This is a genomic window from Enterococcus sp. DIV1368d, from assembly GCF_050542975.1.
Taxonomy (GTDB): domain Bacteria; phylum Bacillota; class Bacilli; order Lactobacillales; family Enterococcaceae; genus Enterococcus_D; species Enterococcus_D casseliflavus.
Genome location: NZ_CP172939.1, coordinates 2,475,001 through 2,492,597 on the forward strand (window position 1 = coordinate 2,475,001; position 17,597 = coordinate 2,492,597).

Consider the following 17,597-nt stretch of genomic DNA (forward strand, 5'->3'; position numbering starts at 1 on the left):
GCTACCTTGTTACGACTTCACCCCAATCATCTATCCCACCTTAGGCGGCTGGCTCCAAAAGGTTACCTCACCGACTTCGGGTGTTACAAACTCTCGTGGTGTGACGGGCGGTGTGTACAAGGCCCGGGAACGTATTCACCGCGGCGTGCTGATCCGCGATTACTAGCGATTCCGGCTTCATGTAGGCGAGTTGCAGCCTACAATCCGAACTGAGAGAAGCTTTAAGAGATTAGCTTAGCCTCGCGACTTCGCAACTCGTTGTACTTCCCATTGTAGCACGTGTGTAGCCCAGGTCATAAGGGGCATGATGATTTGACGTCATCCCCACCTTCCTCCGGTTTGTCACCGGCAGTCTCGCTAGAGTGCCCAACTAAATGATGGCAACTAACAATAAGGGTTGCGCTCGTTGCGGGACTTAACCCAACATCTCACGACACGAGCTGACGACAACCATGCACCACCTGTCACTTTGCCCCCGAAGGGGAAGCTCTATCTCTAGAGTGGTCAAAGGATGTCAAGACCTGGTAAGGTTCTTCGCGTTGCTTCGAATTAAACCACATGCTCCACCGCTTGTGCGGGCCCCCGTCAATTCCTTTGAGTTTCAACCTTGCGGTCGTACTCCCCAGGCGGAGTGCTTAATGCGTTTGCTGCAGCACTGAAGGGCGGAAACCCTCCAACACTTAGCACTCATCGTTTACGGCGTGGACTACCAGGGTATCTAATCCTGTTCGCTCCCCACGCTTTCGAGCCTCAGCGTCAGTTACAGACCAGAGAGCCGCCTTCGCCACTGGTGTTCCTCCATATATCTACGCATTTCACCGCTACACATGGAATTCCACTCTCCTCTTCTGCACTCAAGTCTCCCAGTTTCCAATGACCCTCCCCGGTTGAGCCGGGGGCTTTCACATCAGACTTAAGAAACCGCCTGCGCTCGCTTTACGCCCAATAAATCCGGACAACGCTTGCCACCTACGTATTACCGCGGCTGCTGGCACGTAGTTAGCCGTGGCTTTCTGGTTAGATACCGTCAAGGGATGAACATTTTACTCTCATCCTTGTTCTTCTCTAACAACAGAGTTTTACGATCCGAAAACCTTCTTCACTCACGCGGCGTTGCTCGGTCAGACTTTCGTCCATTGCCGAAGATTCCCTACTGCTGCCTCCCGTAGGAGTCTGGGCCGTGTCTCAGTCCCAGTGTGGCCGATCACCCTCTCAGGTCGGCTATGCATCGTTGCCTTGGTGAGCCGTTACCTCACCAACTAGCTAATGCACCGCGGGTCCATCCATCAGTGACGCAAAAACGCCTTTCAACTTTCTTCCATGCGGAAAATAGTGTTATACGGTATTAGCACCTGTTTCCAAGTGTTATCCCCTTCTGATGGGCAGGTTACCCACGTGTTACTCACCCGTTCGCCACTCTTTTTCTTTCGGTGGAGCAAGCTCCGATGAAAGAAAAAGCGTTCGACTTGCATGTATTAGGCACGCCGCCAGCGTTCGTCCTGAGCCAGGATCAAACTCTCATAATGATTTGTTTGAATGACCATACGGTCATTAAGCTCATAAAAATTAACTTTGCTAGCTATTGCTTGCATGTATTTGTTTCAACAAATTGAAACGTCCTACACATTGGTTCGTTTGCTTGCTTTGTTCAGTTTTCAAAGGTCTACCGTGCTGTGTTAGCAACTTTTATATCATATCAGAGCGACGTTTGTTTGTCAACTCTTTTTTAAAAGTTTTTTTCAAGAAGTTGTTATTTAACTTCTTTCTTAACCTCAGCGACTTTTTTATCTTACCATCTCAACCGTTATATGTCAAACACTTTTTTTGAAAAGTTTTTTTGATTTATTAGGTTTTTCAGAGATGATATTTTTTCGACTTTGTTATAATAACACTTGTAAAATGTTTCGTCAATAACTAATTTCAAAAAAGATCAATCAGTGTTTGTTACAAATGCCTTAACAAGGACAAGTAATAATATAGCAATTCTTAAAGGAAAAATCAACTAAAAAAATAGGCTTTTTGGCAACTATTTTTATAAGCGAATTATTCATTGTCAAACGATTCGAACGTTCGTTTATAAGAAGTATTTTGCGGCTAAATCTATCATTAATGGATAAAAAAAGAGAACTTAAGCTTTTCGCCTAACGTTCTCTTTTCGTCCGATCTTCTGATTGAACGATCGGTATATAGATTCGAAAGATCGTTCCTTGACCGATGACACTCTCTGCTGAAATTTTTCCTTTATAGCTTTCCAATAACTGTTTCGCAATAGAGAGCCCTAGCCCGTTTCCACCTTTGGTTCTAGCACGGGCTTTATCTACCCGATAGAAACGATTAAAGATCTTGTCGAGGTCTTCTTTGGAGATTCCCTCACCAAAGTCTTGAATGGCAATTTCAAAGGATTGCCGATCCAACGAAATGGATAGATGAACTTCTTTTCGATCAGTGGAATATTTCACTGCGTTATCCAAGACAATAATAATGATCTGTTCAAAATGATTGCGATAGATTTTCAGCTTCAACTCATGGTATAAGTCATCATCCAATGTAAAAACAAAATCCGGATACAGTATTTTAAAGTTATTGAAGACTTGATAGACAACTTCTTTTGCATTGGTTGTTTCATTTGCATAATGAACATCCACTTGTTCCGCTCTTGAGAGATCCAACATTTCCTGTACTAGCGTCTTCATCCGACTGATCTCTTGCATACTGGCTGCCAGAGACTCATCCAAAATCTCTGGATCGTCTTTTCCCCAACGCTGCAACAGATTCATATGTCCTTCAATGATCGCCACAGGCGTTCGCAACTCATGAGAAACGTCTTCGACGAATCGCTCTTGCTGTTCAATGTATAGGCGCATGCGATCCAGCATTTCGTTAAAGATATCTGCTAAATCAGACAGTTCATCGTTCGTATTTAATTCTGGCATATGCACCGTTGACTGTGGATTTTTCCGAACGGTTTCCATCGTATCTCGCAAGACCTTTAACGGCTGAAGGAAATACGCTGATAAAAAGAATCCAAGCACACTACTAAGAATCAGAGAAACGACTTCTAAGATAATCAAAGTCAGCAGCAGTTTGCTGCGTATTTCGTAAAAAGAAGTCAATTCATAAAATGTTTGTGCATAGCCAATCCGCTCTCTGGTGCCTTTTGAATAGATGGGTTGGATCGAGAGAAAGCCTGTGATACCATCCAGCGTTACGATGGTTGGCGCTTTGCGCTGCGTGTCGATCAGTGCTAAATCATTCTCATGGGTTTTAAACACAAGATCCTCATTCAAATTATAAACAAACAAGCTCAACGGCGCTTGGCCTAATTCCGAAATAAAGGAATCGATTTTCATTAAGTTGCCATCGATCGTTGAAGTGCGATCATAAATGCTCGTCGTCCCCGCATCATTTTTGGTTAAATTACGATATGTTCGAACCAATGTTAGTTCTTGATCCGAATTGGCTAAACGAGAAGCGACCTCTGACATCGTTCGCTCCACATTGTTTTCTTCTTTAGCGACGATCAAATTCACCGATGTTTTATAGGTGATCACAGCAAAGATCGTAAATACGACGAATATAAAGAAAGAACTTGCGAAGGCCCACTTTACAGTTAAAGAAGGCCCCTTCAGTTCTTTTAATTTTTTCATTCTTTTTTTAAGGTTCACGACCGCATCACATAACCTGTACCACGAACGGTTTGGATATAGCTTTCCTCCCCTGGCACATCAATTTTATTTCGTAAGTAGCGGATGTAAACATCGACAACGTTGGTTTCAACTTCTGTCTCATAGCCCCAGACTTTGTTTAATAAAACATCTCTGGCTAAAACGACATTGACGTTTTCCATTAAAGTCAACAATAGCTCATATTCGCGTTTTGTTAGTTCAATGACATCTGTTCCACGTCGAACGACACGGTTTTCTTTTTCAATCGTTAGATCGCGGTAAGTGATCGTGGTTTGTTTTGCGACGTTTTTGTCCCCTTCGATATCGATACGGCGAAGCAACGCACGTAAGCGTGCCAGCAATTCTTCAATTGCAAAAGGCTTCACAATATAATCATCAGCACCATGATCCAAACCTGATACTCGATCAATCACAGAATCTCTCGCGGTCATCATGATGATCGGGGTGTTCTTCGATTGACGCACACGTCGGCAAACTTCTAACCCATTTAGCTCTGGAAGCATTAGATCCAATAAGATTGCATCCCATTCATTATTCAGCGCAGCATCCAGTCCCGTCCGTCCGTTGTAATGAACTTCGGTATTATACCCTTCATGCTTCAATTCTAATTCCACAAATCGAGCTAAGTTCTTTTCATCTTCAATGATTAGAATATTACTCATTATTGATAGCCCCTTTATTGATTATTCTGCCTTTAAAATAGACATTATCTGTCTTATTTTATCATGTATCTAAAAAATAAAAAAGAGATTGACCGAAAGTTCTCACTTTCGGCCTTTCTCTTTTGGATTCTCTTAAAGCTTACGCTTCGTCATACCATGAATAATGGAAAATTCCCTCTTTATCTGTCCGTTCATACGTATGCGCGCCGAAGTAATCCCGTTGTGCTTGGATCAAGTTCGCTGGCAAACGATCAGAACGATACGAATCAAAGTACGCGATCGCAGAGGAGAACGTCGGCACAGGGACACCCGCTTGGACAGCTAGCGCAACTACTTCACGTACAGAAGATTGATAGCGTTTCGTGATGTCTTTGAAGTAATCATCTAATAATAAGTTTTCGATGTCAGCATTCTTGTCATAAGCATCCGTGATTTTTTGTAAAAATTGCGCACGGATGATACAGCCTGCACGCCAAATTTTGGCAATCTCACCAAAAGGAAGATCCCAATCGTACTCTTTTGATGCTGTACGTAATTGCGCGAAACCTTGTGCATAGCTCATGATTTTACTGAAGTATAAGGCTTCACGGATCTTATTGATAAATTCTTCTTTGTTCCCTTCAAAAGCAACCGCTTCTGGTTTCGGTAATACTTTGCTGGCATTGACCCGTTCTTCTTTGTAAGCTGAGATATAGCGAGCAAAAACAGATTCAGTGATCAATGGCAATGGAACACCTAGGTCTAAGGCACTTTGGCTCGTCCATTTCCCAGTTCCTTTATTGCCTGCAGCATCTAAGATGACATCAACGATCGGTTTGCCTGTTCCTTGATCATCTTTACGTGTCAAGATATCCGCTGTGATCTCAATTAGGTAGCTATCCAATTCACCTTTGTTCCATTCGGCAAAGATATCAGCCATTTCATCAACAGATAAACCTAAAATGTTTTGCATCAAGTCATAAGACTCCGCAATTAGCTGCATGTCGCCATACTCGATCCCATTATGAACCATTTTTACGTAATGGCCTGCACCATTTGGCCCAATATAAGTTACACAAGGTGTACCATCTTCAGCTTTTGCTGAAATTTGTTCCAAGATCGGTGCAACCAATTCATATGCTTCTTTTTGTCCACCAGGCATGATCGAAGGACCTTTCAAGGCGCCTTCTTCTCCACCAGAAACACCCGTACCGATAAAGTTGATTCCTGAGTTTGCCAACTCTTCGTTACGACGAACAGTATCTTTAAAGAAGGTATTTCCGCCATCGATCAAAATATCGCCTTTGTCTAGATGAGGCAATAGTTCTTGGATCGTAGCATCCGTCGCAAATCCTGCTTTTACCATTAATAAAATACGACGTGGCTTTTCAATTGATTGAACAAATTCTTCTATCGTATAAGTTGCTTTAAAATTTTTATCTGGATGTTCTTTTACTACTTCTTCTGTCTTTGAACCAGTACGGTTAAATAAGGCAACTGAATAACCGCGGCTTTCGATGTTCAACGCTAAGTTTTTGCCCATAACAGCCATACCGACAACGCCGATTTGTTGTTTTGTCATCTTTCATCCTCCTAAGATTCAATTATCTTTTTCATTATAGCGCAAATGTACCTGCTTTTGAACTATTCTCTTTCGATGGACAAAAAAATTTCTGAAAAGTTCCATCTTTTCCAAAAAAAACAAAAAAACCTCAGGCTCCATGGTTAGCCTAAGGTTTTAGAATCCTCTTTCTGAAAAAAAGGAATTATGCTTCTTTTGTTGCTACGTCTTTGCCATCGTAATGACCACAGTTAGAGCAGACATGGTGGCTTTTTTTCATTTCACCACAGTTTGCACATTCGTTCAAACCGTTGATTGTCAATTTGTAATGTGTACGACGTTTTGCTTTCTTCGCTTTCGAAGTTTTTCTAGCTGGTACTGCCATTTTGCTACACCTCCTTGTTAATGAACGCAACCTTGAGGCTGCAATTTATTCCAATCCTACGCGTTATCGTCATCTGATTCATTGAATAATTCGGATAATTTTGCAAGACGAGGATCAACTTGTTGAGCTTGCGCTTCTTTTTGATTTGCAAAGTCTTCTTCTGACAAAACAGCCCAATCGTTGCCAGATGGCATTGCTGAACCTTGTTTTTCTTCTTCTGTCAGGACTTGCAAAGGAATCGCAAGTAATAGGTTATCAGCGACCGATTCATCTAAGCTGATGGTTTGACCTTCAATGATCAAAACTTCTTCTTCGACGATCGTTTCATCGCGACGCTGAAATTGCTCTGGTGTCATGAATTGTTCATCCACTGAAAAATCAAAAGGAATCGCTACAGGTGTCAAAGAACGAGTAGATGGCAATGTCATCGTCGTTTCCACTTGATAGTGCAGCAAGTATCCTTGCTTATCAACACTCATCAGCCCTTTTACTTTTACAGGAGACAAATCAATGATCTGTCCATCGCGTTTTATCAGTTGACTTTTTAGGTCAAGTGTTTCTTCAAACATCAGCGGTGTCTCTTGGTATTTTTTTAATTCCAATAAAGACCATTTCATTTTTATCACCCCTAAGCAACAAAAGCAATTATACAGGGCTTCTGAGGCTTTGTCAATGAAATTTTCTTGACACCTTTTTCATTTTTGATCGTGTCATTTTAATGCCTTTTCTCAAGGGATTTCGACACTCTCAAAAAAACAACAGGAAGCGCACAACGTGCACTTGCCTGTTGCTTGATCAATCGTTAAAAATCATTAGATCGCTGTTGTTTCTCCACGATAAACGATACCGCGACGAGAATCAAGAGTAACCAATTCGCCATCTTTGATGGTTGTTGTTGCGTCTTTGGCACCAACGATCACTGGTAGATCTTTCGCGATTCCGACAACTGCTGCATGAGAAGTCAAGCCGCCATCTTCAACAACTAAAGCTGCTGCTTTTTCGATTGCTGGCATATATTCTTTATCTGTTGTTGGTACAACTAAAATCATGCCATCTTTTGCTTTCGCAATTGCTTCTTCGGCACTGTGAGCGATCACGGCATTGGCAACAACTGATTTTTCACCAATTCCTTGCGCTTCAAGCAATTTTGATCCGATCAATTGGATCTTCATTACGTTGGTTGTTCCGCGTTCACCAACAGGAACACCGGCTGTGATCAAGATTAGATCGCCTTCTTTAGCAAAGCCTAAATCCACTGCTTGTTTTGCTGCTAATTCAAACATTTCATCAGTTGTTGATGGTTTTTCAGCAACGGTTGGGTACACACCCCAGTTAAGCATCAAGCCGCGTTTTGTGCGTTCGTCAAATGTGACAGCTAAAATGTCAGCATCTGGACGATATTTAGAGATCATTTTTGCAGTGTAGCCAGATTCAGTGGCAGCAACGATTGTTTTAACCCCTAAGTTTTTCGCTGCACGAGCAACAGATAAACCGATTGTTTCCGTTACATCTGTTTTATCAAATTGGTTGATTTGGAAAGTGCTGTTTTCTGATAAAGCTTTTTCTGCTTCCACGTCGATACGTGCCATTGTTGCTACTGCTTCAACAGGGTAGTCACCGTTTGCTGACTCACCAGAAAGCATTGTTGCATCAGTACCGTCAAAGACAGCATTGGCAACGTCAGAAGCTTCTGCACGAGTTGGACGTGGGTTTTGTTGCATTGATTCTAACATTTGTGTTGCTGTGATAACTGATTTACCAGCAGCGTTACATTTTTTGATGATGCTCTTTTGAACCATTGGTACTTCTTCAGCAGGGATCTCAACACCCATGTCACCACGGGCAACCATGATACCATCAGAAACTTTGATGATTTCATCGATATTATCGATACCTTCTTGTGATTCGATTTTAGAGAAGATTTGCACATGAGTCATGTCTTTTTCTTCTAAAATTTCACGAATTTCTAAAACGTCTTGCGCTTTACGTACAAATGAAGCGGCAATGAAGTCGATATCGTTATCAAGACCAAAACGGATATCTTCTGCATCTTTTTCAGTAATACCAGGTAAGCTGATTGATACGCCAGGAGCATTGACCCCTTTACGTGATCCTAACATTCCAGCATTTTTAACGACAACCACTAATTCACGGGTTGCTTCGTCTTTTTCTTTGATTTCCATGTCGATCAAGCCATCATCAAACAAGATGTGTCCGCCCACATGAACATCTTCAAATAAACCAGGATAAGTTACAGCAATTTTTTCTTTTGTTCCTTTGTGTTCTGGATCCATTGAAATACGTGTTTCATCGCCAACGTTGAATTGGATGTATCCAGCACGACCAAAGTCTGCTTCTGTCGTATTTTGTACAGTTGTACGGATTTCAGCACCTTTTGTATCTAAAAGGATACCGACATCTTTACCAGTTTTCTTTACGGCTTCACGAACCATTGTCATACGCGCTAATTGTTCTTCATGATCTCCATGAGAGAAGTTAAAGCGGAAGACATTCGCACCGGCTTCAATCAGTTGAGAAATAATTTCCACACTGTTACTTGCTGGTCCTAATGTACTTACGATCTTTGTTTTTTTCATTACTAAACGCTCCTATTCATTTATTTAAAATAGCTAATAAGCTTTTTTTACAAAATTACTGTTGCGTTGCTTAAAAATCTCTTTAGAATGAGATTTCTTTGTTCAAGTTATACAAGCTAAGATCTGGTTTGTGACGATTGTTTTCAAGGGTATCGATGATATCAGAAGCAATCATTTCATTGTTTTCGATACCGATACATAGACCGCCTTTGCCTTGTTGCAATAATTCAACGGCATATGAACCAAATTTACTTGCTAACACACGGTCACGAGCGCTTGGTGAACCACCACGGACAACGTGTCCTAGAATTGATACACGGGTATGGAAATCGCCGTATTCAGAAAGTTTGTCAGCAAAATCATTTCCGCCCATCACACCTTCGGCTAAAACGATCAAGCAATGTTTTTTCCCGCGGTCGCGTCCTTCACGGATACGATCAGCAACAACTTGCATGTCAAAATCATGTTCTGGGATGATGATTTCATCCGCACCACCGGCCACACCTGACCATAAAGCGATATCGCCAGCACCACGACCCATTACTTCGATCACGAATGTGCGGACATGTGATGTCGCTGTATCACGGATACGGTCAATCGATTCCAAGACAGTATTGATCGCTGTATCAAAACCAATCGTGAAATCTGTTCCTGGAATGTCATTATCGATCGTTCCTGGAATCCCGATCGCTGGGAAACCGTGACGAGTAAGTGCCATCGCACCATGGTAAGATCCATCTCCACCAATCACGACTAGCCCTTCGATGCCAAATTTCTTTAATTGTTCGATTCCTTTTAATTGTCCTTCTTGTGTCGCAAATTCTGGATAACGTGCTGAATATAAGAATGTTCCACCACGTTGAATTTTGTCACCAACATCAGCAACATCTAAGCGACGAATGTCGCCTGCGACTAGTCCGGCATAGCCATAGTTGATTCCGTATACTTCAAGTCCGTCAAAAATACCCTTTCTGACAACTGCGCGAATCGCTGCGTTCATTCCTGGTGCATCGCCGCCACTGGTTAGAATTCCAATGCGTTTCATTATTCTTTCACCTCATCAAAAGATTTTGTTTAGGGAAGCCCCTGTTTGCTAGTTTTCAAGTAATAACCACGAGACATATTCTACCATTATTCCATGAAAATGTCTTGAAATAGTGGGAAAAAGTTGAAAAAAGTGTAAGTTGAATTACCGTTTTCGGAAAATTACTTGAAAATTACATTTCCATTTCCTAATAATGCGATCAGTTGTTTGACAAAGTTCGGCTCATCCGTCACCCAGTTTTCTTCTGCTAATAACACTTTTTTGCCACTGCTTTCATAGAACATCACCACTGGAATATTTCCGTGGTGCTGCTTCATTTCCTTCGACAATGCTTGCAGGTGCGACGTTTCAGCTTCAGCAGAAATCTTTAAGTAACAAGTTTGTGACGCAATTTTATTTTGAACGTTTTCTGCTAAGTCTATTTTATCAGCAATGAGTTGGATTTCACCATTGTAACGACTTACCTCGACCTTTCCTTCGATGTAGAGAACAGCATTTTCTTCAATCAAGGAACGTACTTGTCGATAAACGATGGGAAAAATCGTTACTGACACTTCTTTGCTGGCATCTGTTCCTTCGACAAACGCCATTTGTTCGCCCTTTTTCGTTCGAATCTCTCGAATCTTGCGCACATATAAAAGGATACGCACCCGTTCATTCGGAACCAGATCAGCAATATCAGTGATTTGTTTTAATTGGTGCAATTTTTGAAACTGTTCCACGGGATGGCCAGACAAATAAACACCTAAGTATTCTTCTTCCAAAGCCAGTTTTTCTTCTAGTTTGTAATCGGCAACGGCTTCTTCTTTTAATGCCATAGTTTCTAAGAGATCCAAACTGCCGCCACTATAAGTAATGTTTTGGATCTTTCCTTCTAGCTGGATCAGTGCTTGTTTTCGATTGGGGGCGATCCCATCGAATACGCCGATGCTCAAAAGCGGCAATAAATAATCCAATTTTAACCATTTGCTGTTCCGCTGATTCAAGCGAAGCAAAAATTGATCCATAGACGTGAAATTACCATGCTCTTTTCTTTCTGCCAAAATGTCTTGGATCATGTCGCGTCGGATTCCTTTGATACTGTTGAAACCAAAACGAATTTGTTTTTCATTTTGCAGTTGAAAACTAAACCCACTGGCATTGATCGAAGGCGGCAGTACTTCTACGCCATAACGTGCGGCTTCATTTAAATATTCTTTCATTTTGCTGGCGGTGTTGCGTACCGAGTGTAAGATCGAAGCAAAAAATGGTGCAGGATAGTGTACCTTCAGATAGGCCATTTGAAAGCCGATAAAGGAATAGGCAAACGCATGGGATCGATTAAACCCGTAATTGGCGAACCGCTCGATATAATCATAGACCAAATTGGCGGTCTTTTCATCGTACTGATTGGCTAAGGCGCCTTGCACAAAATGACGACGTTCCTCATCCAAGACGTCTTTTTTCTTTTTACTGATTGCTCGACGCAAAACATCTGCTTGTCCTAAGCTGAAACCAGCCATTTTGGAAGCTACCTGCATGATCTGCTCTTGGTAGACAATGATTCCGTAAGTGTTTTGCAAAATCGGAATCAAGCTGTCATCTGGATAAGAGACACGCTCTTGTCCTTTTTTCCGCTTAATAAAGGTATCGATATTTTGCATCGGTCCTGGACGATACAAGGCATTGACTGCGGCAATATCCTCGATGCTTTCTGGTCCTAACTTACGCAGCACATTGCGTATCCCCGCTGATTCAAATTGGAAGATCCCTGCGGTCTCGCCTTTTTGAAACAAGCGCAATGTTGCTGGATCATCAAGAGGAATCTCCTTTTGGGTAACGATTTGTTGGCTGATTCGTTTAATGCCTTTCAAGGTATTATCAATGATCGATAAGTTTCTCAAGCCTAAAAAGTCCATCTTCAATAGGCCGATGGCTTCTACGTCATTCATGGTAAATTGGGTCAGCCAGATCCCATCGCTGCCTTCTTGTAAGGGAACCAGATCAAGCAAATTCTTGTCACTGATCACCACACCAGCGGCATGAGTCGATACGTGACGTGGCAAGCCTTCTAAAATTTTGGCGACTTGAAACATTATTTGGTTTCGCTCATTAAACGACACCAATTCTCGCAGCTGATTGGATTGTTCATAAGCAAGATCTAAGGTCATTTTCAAGGCATTGGGGATGGCTTTTGACCAGCGATTGGCTTCACTTTGCGAAAGACCAAAGACACGAGAAACATCTCGCAGAACCATTTTGGCCGCCATAGTGCCAAACGTCGCAATCTGTGCCATATATTCTTGCCCGTATTTTTGGCGCACATACTGTAAAATCTCGTCTCTGCGATTGTCAGGAATGTCTAAATCAATATCAGGCATCGTGTAACGTTCTGGATTCAAGAATCGTTCAAACAAAAGATCGTATTTGATTGGATCTACGTCGGTGATCGATAAAACATATGCCACCAGTGCTCCAGCAGCCGATCCCCGTCCAGCGCCGGTAACGATCTCTTGTTGGTGGGCAAAGTCCATGACGTCCCAAATAATCAAGAAATAGTCATCAAAGCCCATCTTATGGATGACGGACAACTCATAATCCAAACGCTGTTCGTACGCCGATGTAACGTGGGCAACACGCTGAGGCAGACGCTCAAAACAAATTTTCCGCAAATAGTCCGCAGCACTTTCTTCGGCTGGTAGCGGGTAATGAGGCAACAGCCGCTGATGCAGCGGCAGCTCGACAGCGCATTCAGCTGCAATCCGCTGATTATTCATCAATGCCTGCGACCATTCTTCAAATGCCGCGGTCAGTTGGTCTGCTGGTTGTAGAAAAAGCTGCGCAGCCCCTTGCTCTTTAGCCTGACGAAAGTCTTCAATTTGCGAGCCCTCTTTGATATGCGTCATCACTTTGACTGCAAAGGCTTCTTCTTGTGCTAAAGCCGCGATTGGTTGATACGCACATGGTGCAATGTTTTGCTCGTTAAACCAAGCGATCGTTTCTGGATCTAACCCTTTGCTAGTAATACCTAAAAACAAGCTCTCAGAATCAAATTTATGGCTGATTGCTCGCAGTGCTTCTTGATTGGCTTCTAGATCATCGTGCTGAGAAGGCAGAAATCCCTCGCCTTCAGGCAGCAAACCAAAGAGGTCCTGCAAAGAATCACAAGAAGCCAAATTCAACTGCTCGGTGATCATTTTTTCACTTGATAAACGCATCAAGGTTTGATAGCCCTTGAGGTTTTTTGCAAATACGTACAATGGAAAGGACATTGATCCCTCTCCGAAGGTACAGTCGAACAAAGCGCCAAAAATCGGCTTGATGCCCTGTGCTAGGCATTGCTGATAAAACTCGACCGCGCCATAGAGAACATTATGATCGGTCAGACCCAACGTCTGATAGCCCATCTTTTTGGCTTGCTCTATATAGTGAGGAATTTTGATCGTACTTTGCAGCAACGAATAGGCGCTTAAGGTGGTGAGCTGTGAATACATTGAAATCCCTCCAAAAATGAAAATTCTCTTTCTTTCTGCTAGTAATTAGATTTGAAAAACAAAATGAAAAAGTGAAAATCTTTACAATAAATATTTTTGTGATAAACTAAAGTCGAAATGGAAGATACGCAGAAAAGAGGTGTCGTCATGCGTTACTTAGTCACTTTATTTTGGACTTTTGTATTAGGTCAAGTCGTTGGCTATCTAGGCAGCTCACTTGCTGGAGCAACTTATGATTTTCAATTAACTTCAATCATCTCTTTGGTCACAGGTGTGGTGATCATTCTTGTTGGTATTATCGCACCAGCGCCTGAAAAGACAAGCCATTAAAAAAAAACCAGTTACCTTTATTGTAACTGGTTTTTTTTTCTTTTCAACTATTCACTGATGTCCGTTTTACGCAAGCTTTTACGGAAATTAAATCCTGAGATAAAAATATTGATCAGTACAAACCCGCTAGTTACCCAAAAGACGGCGGGATAACCAAAGCCAGCTGCCACCGTTGAGCCGACCATCGGACCTAACACTTGTCCAAAGTTAGAGAACATTTGGTTGTAGCTGTAGATGCGGCTGACCCCTTCCATCGGGGTGATCTTGCTGATCAGTGTGTTGATCGACGGCATCAACGCACCTGTCGAAAAACCAAGCAAGAAGCGCAGCACGCCCAACTGAAACGGTGTGGAGACAAAGCCCATCGGAATGAAACAGAAAAATGACAGCAATAAACCGCCTAACAATACCTTGTGATTGCCGTAACGATCACCGATTTTGCCTAAAAATGGCGAAGAGATGATTGCCGAAACACCAGCAACAGAGACGATCAATCCGCTGACAAACAAAATATTGCCACTGTTCCCGCTTAGATCACGAATATACAATGTAAGGATCGGGCTGATACTCGTTACACCTAGCTGTAAAATCAGTGACGTAATAAACAAACCGACAAGCAACTGCATATTTTTGATTTGACCAAAAATTTCTTTGATGGACAGCAAATCGCCCTTTTCAACCGGCTCAAAATCTTCTTGAACGAGAAAAATCGTAAGCAAGAGCGTAATTAGCAGCACAACACCAGTAATGATAAAAACATTTTTCATGCCGAACCATTGCGCCAACGCCCCACCCATCGATGGACCGATCAAATTCCCTGCGATGGCTCCTGTAGCCAATGTCCCAAGCGCCCAACCGCTTTTTTCTCGAGGCGCCTGCGAAGCAATCAATGCAGTCGCATTGGGAATATACCCCGATAAAATTCCGGTAAAGAAACGCATGATCAACAACCAATAGACATTCGGTACAAAAGCCAAAGACCCCATCGTCACTGTCATCCCCGCAGCCGCGCGAATCATCATTAAGCGACGACCTTTTTGATCTGCTAGATTTCCCCATACTGGAGCAATGATAGCCGCCGCAAACGCCGTTACTGAGATTGCTAATCCAGAAAACAACTCAATTTGACTCTCTGGAGCGCCTAACTCTTCTATATATAAGGGAATGAATGGCATGACAAGACTAAAACTGGCACCCGTAAAAAAACAACCTACCCATGAAATCAGTAGATTTCGTTTCCAATCAATCTTCATTTACAAACCTTCTTTCACAAATACTATACCGTATCGTGAGTAATAATCAAATAAAAAAATCTTTCTGCAGGTAACATACAGAAAGATTTTCTTCATTAAACTTAACTGATCAAAGCCAAAATGACAAAGTTTAGGATAAACAACGCATTGACGACCCAGATGATCGGAGACACTTCGTTGGCTTTTCCTTTCACTACTTTCACTAATGCGTAGAAAATGAAACCAACAGCGATCCCATTGGAAATACTGTAAGACAAGCCCATAAAAATAGACGCGAAGAAAGCGGGAACTGCTTCTTCTAGATCGGTCCACTTGATGTCTGCAAACGAAGCCATCATCATTACCCCAACTAAGATCAACGCTGGTGCTGTCGCTTGTGCGGGAACGATTGAGATCAGTGGAGAAAAGATACTGCTGATTGCAAAGAGTGCTGCCACTACAACAGAAGTCAAGCCCGTGCGTCCACCAGCACCGATACCAGCTGCTGATTCCACATAAGTCGTTGTATTTGAGGTCCCTACGATGGCACCTACAGAAGTGGCTACGGCATCTGCAAAAAGGGCTTTATCCATCTTCGTGTTCAACCCGTTACTGTTTTCAACCGCTTCTTCATCTTTTTTCGAAAAGATCCCTGTACGACGTCCAGTCCCGATAAAGGTACCGATCGTATCAAAGACATCAGATAAGCTAAACGCTAAAATCGTCATGATTACTTGAGGGATTTTGGCAGAATCACTGAATAGTGAGCCCATTCCTTCAGAGCCAAACGCAGCGCCAAATGTGATGCCTAGTTCGCTGATGGAACTTCCTAATGAGTTCCCGTGCCAATCAATGGCACTTAAATCCACCACACCCATCAAAATACCGATGATCGTCGTTCCTAAAATACCAAAAATAATTGCCCCACGAACATTTTTCACCACTAATAAAGTAGTCACTACTAAACCAATCACTGCTAACAAAACAGGTGCATTATTGAGATTCGCCAAAGCTGGGACGATCCCCCCATTAAAATTGGCACTCACGATCGTCTCACCGTCGACAACTGAACCCGTCACTGCCGCAGTGTCTGCACTGAAGTTTAGCAAGTTGGCATTTTTGATCCCTACATAAGCCACAAAGATCCCGATCCCGCCGCCGATTGCATGCTGCATGCTTTCTGGAATCGCATGGATGATCATTTTTCTGATACGAGTGACCGTGATAAAAATGTTGATCAAGCCGCAGATGAAAACCATCGCTAATGCTTGCTGCCACGTATACCCCAAACCAAAAACGACGGTAAAGGTGAAGAATGCATTAAGGCCCATTCCAGGTGCTTGCGCGTAAGGCACATTTGCAAATAAGCCCATGATCAGGGTACCAATCACTGAAGCGATGATCGTTGCTAAGAAAACAGCTTGAAACGGCATGCCTGCAGCAGATAAAATCGTCGGATTCACAAACAAAATATAACTCATCGCGAAGAAGGTGGTGACCCCAGCCATCACTTCTGTGGAAACCGTCGTTTTATTCTCCTTTAATTTGAAAAACTTTTCCATGTTATGTTTCACTCCTGAACTTTAATCGTTTCTATGAAAAGAAAAAATGAATAATTGCGCTTTTCATCGAACAATTACAAATTATAAGGGAATAATTTTCGCTTTTCAAACCTTTTTCCGAATAAAACTAACCAAAAACGTTTAATGTTCGTGTTTTGCTTTGTAAATATTATGAAAACTTATCGAAAACTTACTTGTATTGTGAAATGACAGAAATATGTTACACTTAAGCCACTACCATAAGAGAATGGAGCGAGTCTTTTGAAACCAAAAATCATCGCCATTGATTTAGATGGCACAACCTTAAATACTGAATCCCAACTTTCCCCTCGCACACGTGAGGTACTGGTTCGCGCCACCAAAGCGGGACACTTTGTTACCATCGCTACAGGAAGACCTTTTCGTATGAGCGATCAATTCTATAAAGAATTGGCGCTCACAACACCAATGGTCAATTTTAACGGTGGGTTAGTCCATAAACCTCGACAAGTCTGGGCAAATGAAATGGAGCACTCGATCTCTCGAGAAATTGCGTTTGAGCTCATGGCGCAAAAAGAGCAGCTGGGGCTGACGTTTGTGGCAGCAGAAAATCGCGAAACCTTTTTCATCGATGACCTAAGCGGATTTGATCAGCACTTTTTCTTTTCGGGCAATGCTTCCGAAAAAAATCTATTAGCAAATTTAAAAACGGACCCCACTTCATTACTGGTGAAAACCGAAAATGAATTAGCAGAATCTGTTTCTTTACGTATCAAGGATCAATTCGACGATGCGGTCGATGTTCGAACATGGGGCGGACCTCAAGCTATCTTAGAGATCGTACCAAAAGGGGTCCATAAAGCACTTGGTCTTTCGGTGATCGCGGATTCTTTGTCTTTGGATCGACAAGATATCATCGCTTTTGGTGATGAACACAACGATTTGGAGATGCTGGATTATGCGGGTTGGGGCGTTGCCATGGCGAATGGCACGCAACAATTAAAATCGATCGCCAATGATGTTACCGACAAAACCAATGCGGAAGATGGCATGGTCGATTACTTGGAAAAATATTTAGGTCTATAAAAAAAGCCGATGCGGGATGT

General features: G+C 42.4%; 12 protein-coding genes and 1 rRNA gene (1 of these 13 running past the window's edge). 2 read left to right on the top strand and 11 right to left on the bottom strand.

The annotated features are described in order from the left end of the window. The 9 genes from IGJ44_RS11570 to dnaE all read right to left on the bottom strand — a co-directional run. A 16S ribosomal RNA gene (locus tag IGJ44_RS11570) occupies window positions 1-1,526 on the bottom strand; it reaches 33 nt to the left of the window's first position. A gap of 615 nt (window positions 1,527-2,141) precedes the next feature. After that, window positions 2,142-3,647: a HAMP domain-containing sensor histidine kinase gene (locus tag IGJ44_RS11575; protein ID WP_034696083.1), complete on the bottom strand. Its 1,506-nt coding sequence runs from the start codon at window positions 3,645-3,647 to the stop codon at window positions 2,142-2,144. Window positions 3,648-3,661: 14 nt separating this feature from the next. Next, on the bottom strand, window positions 3,662-4,348 hold the full coding sequence (locus tag IGJ44_RS11580; protein WP_005229193.1) for a response regulator transcription factor: 687 nt from the start codon (window positions 4,346-4,348) through the stop codon (window positions 3,662-3,664). A 139-nt stretch (window positions 4,349-4,487) separates the two neighbouring features. Further along, a complete protein-coding gene (gndA, locus tag IGJ44_RS11585; protein ID WP_005229192.1) occupies window positions 4,488-5,909 on the bottom strand; it encodes an NADP-dependent phosphogluconate dehydrogenase in 1,422 nt (473 codons plus the stop codon). A 184-nt stretch (window positions 5,910-6,093) separates the two neighbouring features. Then, on the bottom strand, window positions 6,094-6,273 hold the full coding sequence (gene rpmF / locus IGJ44_RS11590) for a 50S ribosomal protein L32 (RefSeq protein WP_005229191.1): 180 nt from the start codon (window positions 6,271-6,273) through the stop codon (window positions 6,094-6,096). 56 nt (window positions 6,274-6,329) lie between these two features. Beyond that, window positions 6,330-6,890: a YceD family protein gene (locus IGJ44_RS11595; RefSeq protein WP_010749661.1), complete on the bottom strand. Its 561-nt coding sequence runs from the start codon at window positions 6,888-6,890 to the stop codon at window positions 6,330-6,332. A gap of 195 nt (window positions 6,891-7,085) precedes the next feature. Next, window positions 7,086-8,870: a pyruvate kinase gene (gene pyk / locus IGJ44_RS11600; protein WP_005229179.1), complete on the bottom strand. Its 1,785-nt coding sequence runs from the start codon at window positions 8,868-8,870 to the stop codon at window positions 7,086-7,088. Window positions 8,871-8,952: 82 nt separating this feature from the next. Next, window positions 8,953-9,915 carry a 6-phosphofructokinase gene (pfkA, locus tag IGJ44_RS11605; protein ID WP_005229169.1) on the bottom strand — a complete coding sequence of 321 codons (963 nt, stop codon included), beginning with the start codon at window positions 9,913-9,915 and terminating at the stop codon, window positions 8,953-8,955. Window positions 9,916-10,076: 161 nt separating this feature from the next. Then, a complete protein-coding gene (dnaE, locus tag IGJ44_RS11610; protein WP_430605722.1) occupies window positions 10,077-13,388 on the bottom strand; it encodes a DNA polymerase III subunit alpha in 3,312 nt (1,103 codons plus the stop codon). A 147-nt stretch (window positions 13,389-13,535) separates the two neighbouring features. Here dnaE and IGJ44_RS11615 point away from each other — a divergent pair, with 147 nt between their 5' ends. Then, complete coding sequence (locus IGJ44_RS11615; RefSeq protein ID WP_008377814.1) at window positions 13,536-13,718, top strand: YjzD family protein; 183 nt, start codon at window positions 13,536-13,538, stop codon at window positions 13,716-13,718. A gap of 47 nt (window positions 13,719-13,765) precedes the next feature. Here the strand turns inward: IGJ44_RS11615 and IGJ44_RS11620 are convergent, their stop codons facing one another. Beyond that, entirely contained in the window at window positions 13,766-14,971 is a 1,206-nt protein-coding gene (locus IGJ44_RS11620) for a multidrug efflux MFS transporter (protein WP_005231893.1), read from the bottom strand. A gap of 101 nt (window positions 14,972-15,072) precedes the next feature. Continuing rightward, the gene (locus IGJ44_RS11625; protein ID WP_430605723.1) at window positions 15,073-16,512 is read right to left on the bottom strand and encodes an NCS2 family permease; all 1,440 of its coding nucleotides are present in this window, start codon (window positions 16,510-16,512) and stop codon (window positions 15,073-15,075) included. A gap of 261 nt (window positions 16,513-16,773) precedes the next feature. On the opposite strand from IGJ44_RS11625, the gene IGJ44_RS11630 reads away from it, so the two are divergent. Next, a complete protein-coding gene (locus IGJ44_RS11630) occupies window positions 16,774-17,577 on the top strand; it encodes a Cof-type HAD-IIB family hydrolase (RefSeq protein WP_005229159.1) in 804 nt (267 codons plus the stop codon). The last annotated feature ends 20 nt before the right edge of the window (window positions 17,578-17,597 follow it).